At 69.1% G+C, this 2,079-nt stretch carries 4 protein-coding genes and 1 pseudogene; all 5 read right to left on the bottom strand.

What is annotated here, in order from left to right:
- Positions 1 to 170: ribosomal protein L16 (locus tag A9X05_RS01040; RefSeq protein WP_197498859.1), on the bottom strand; the 170-nt coding region annotated here is incomplete at its 3' end.
- Positions 171 to 173: 3 nt separating this feature from the next.
- Positions 174 to 1,007, bottom strand: coding sequence for a 30S ribosomal protein S3 (rpsC, locus tag A9X05_RS01035; RefSeq protein ID WP_067753510.1), 834 nt, complete (start codon positions 1,005 to 1,007; stop codon positions 174 to 176).
- On the bottom strand, positions 1,007 to 1,549 hold the full coding sequence (gene rplV, locus A9X05_RS01030) for a 50S ribosomal protein L22 (RefSeq protein ID WP_067753507.1): 543 nt from the start codon (positions 1,547 to 1,549) through the stop codon (positions 1,007 to 1,009). The genes rpsC and rplV overlap by 1 nt, the downstream gene beginning before the upstream one ends.
- Positions 1,546 to 1,827, bottom strand: a complete 282-nt coding sequence (gene rpsS / locus A9X05_RS01025; RefSeq protein WP_007167837.1) for a 30S ribosomal protein S19 — start codon at positions 1,825 to 1,827, stop codon at positions 1,546 to 1,548. Before rpsS ends, rplV begins: the two co-directional genes overlap by 4 nt.
- Before the next feature lie 18 nt (positions 1,828 to 1,845).
- A pseudogene (locus A9X05_RS01020) lies at positions 1,846 to 2,079 on the bottom strand (50S ribosomal protein L2); the annotation flags it as partial.

The following is a 2,079-nucleotide window of genomic DNA, read 5'->3' as shown; positions in this document are numbered from 1 at the left end:
TGGCGGTTGATCGCGATACGGGCGGACTCGATCTGCCGGTTGGTCACGTAGGCGTGCTCGAGCGCCTGAATGCCGTAGTCGCCGAAGTTCACCGCGGTGCCACCGCTGGCGATGCCGCGCTGGCGGGGGTGGTGTTGCTTACGGTGTTTAACCCTGCGGGGAATCAACATGGTTCAGCTCTCCGTGCTCTGCGGTTCTGGAGCGGGCGGGGCCTCGGCCGCGGCGGCCTGCTCCTCGGCGCCCGCGGCGGCGCGGCCGGCCTCGGTGCTGGTCGCCGTGGTGCCCGACGCACCGCTGCGGCGGGGGCGGGTGCCCGACGGACGCTCGCGGCGCGGACGGTCGGCGCCCGCCGGCGCGGCCGCGGCCAATTCGCGCTTGCCACCGACGATGTCGCCCTTGTAGATCCACACCTTCACACCGATCCGGCCGAAGGTGGTCTTGGCCTCATACAGGCCGTAGTCGATGTCGGCGCGCAGCGTGTGCAGCGGCACCCGGCCCTCGCGGTAGAACTCCGAACGGCTCATCTCCGCACCGCCGAGACGACCCGAGCATTGCACCCGGATGCCCTTGACGTTGGGCTGGCGCATCGCCGACTGGATGGCCTTACGCATGGCGCGGCGGAACGCCACCCGGTTGCTCAGCTGCTCGGCGACGCCCTGCGCCACCAGCTGGGCCTGCGACTCGGGGTTTCTGACCTCGAGGATGTTGAGCTGAACCTGCTTGCCGGTCAGCTTCTCCAGGTCCGCGCGGATGCGGTCGGCCTCGGTGCCGCGACGCCCGATCACGATGCCGGGGCGTGCGGTGTGGATGTCGACGCGCACCCGGTCACGGGTGCGCTCGATCTCCACGTCGGCGATGCCGGCGCGCTCCAGACCGGTGGACAGCAGCCGCCGGATCGCGACGTCTTCCTTGACGTAGTCCGCGTACTGCTTGTCGGCGTACCAGCGCGACTTCCAGTCCGTGGTGATGCCCAGCCGGAAGCCGTGCGGATTGATCTTCTGGCCCACTAGTCTGAGCCTCCCTTCGCCTCAGAAGTCTCAGACGTTTTGGCAGGTGCCTTCTTGGCCGGTGCCTTCTTGGCGGCCGCTTTCTTGGCCGGGGCCTTGGTGGCCGCCTTCTTCGCGGGCGCCTTCGCGGCCGCCTTGCTGGCCTCGGCCCGGCGGGCCCTCGTCGACTTCGCCGAACGCTGGTCCTTGGCCGGCCGGCTCTCTACCACGACCGTGATGTGGCTGGTGCGCTTGCGGATCCGGAACGCGCGCCCCTGGGCGCGCGGGCGGATGCGCTTGGCGGTCGGGCCCTCGTCGGCATAGACCGTGGCGACCACCAGGGTGGCCGGGTCCAGCCCGTTGTTGTTCTGCGCGTTCGCCGCGGCGCTGGCGATCACCTTGGCCACCGGCTCACTGGCCGCCTGCGGCGCCCAGCGCAGGATGTCGAGCGCGTCGTTCACCGACTTGCCGCGCACCAGGTCGATCACCCGGCGTGCCTTGGTCGGCGACACCCGCACGAACCGCGCCTTGGCGACCGCGGACGGGAATTCGGTTGTGGTCATCGCCGTTTGGCCTTCCGGTCGTCCTTGATGTGTCCCTTGAAGGTGCGCGTCGGCGCGAATTCACCAAGCTTGTGGCCGACCATCGCCTCGGTGACGAACACCGGGACGTGCTTGCGCCCGTCGTGGACGGCGAAGGTGTGGCCGATGAAGTCCGGGATGATCGTCGAACGCCGCGACCAGGTCTTGATGACCTGCTTGGTGTTCTTCTCGTTCTGCGCGTCCACCTTCTTCAGCAGGTGGTCGTCGACGAACGGGCCCTTCTTCAGGCTGCGTGGCATGTGTTACTCCTCGACTTCCTAGCGACCGTGCTTCTTGCCGGTGCGCCGGCGCCGGACGATGAGTTTGTTGCTGGCCTTATTCGGGTGGCGGGTGCGGCCCTCCGGCTTGCCCCACGGGCTCACCGGGTGCCGGCCACCGGAGGTCTTACCCTCACCACCACCGTGCGGGTGGTCCACCGGGTTCATGACCACACCGCGGACCGAGGGGCGCTTGCCCTTCCACCGCATGCGGCCGGCCTTGCCCCAGTTGAT

The sequence above is a fragment of the Mycobacterium sp. E3298 genome, from assembly GCF_001666895.1.
Classification (GTDB): Bacteria; Actinomycetota; Actinomycetes; order Mycobacteriales; family Mycobacteriaceae; genus Mycobacterium.
This window is presented reverse-complemented; position numbering and strand designations above follow the sequence as displayed.

Excerpts from the sequence above, each read along its gene's own strand:
- rplV (WP_067753507.1), bottom strand. The coding sequence starts at position 1,549 with ATGACCACAACCGAATTCCCGTCCGCGGTCGCCAAGGCGCGGTTCGTG.
- rpsS (WP_007167837.1), bottom strand. The coding sequence starts at position 1,827 with ATGCCACGCAGCCTGAAGAAGGGCCCGTTCGTCGACGACCACCTGCTG.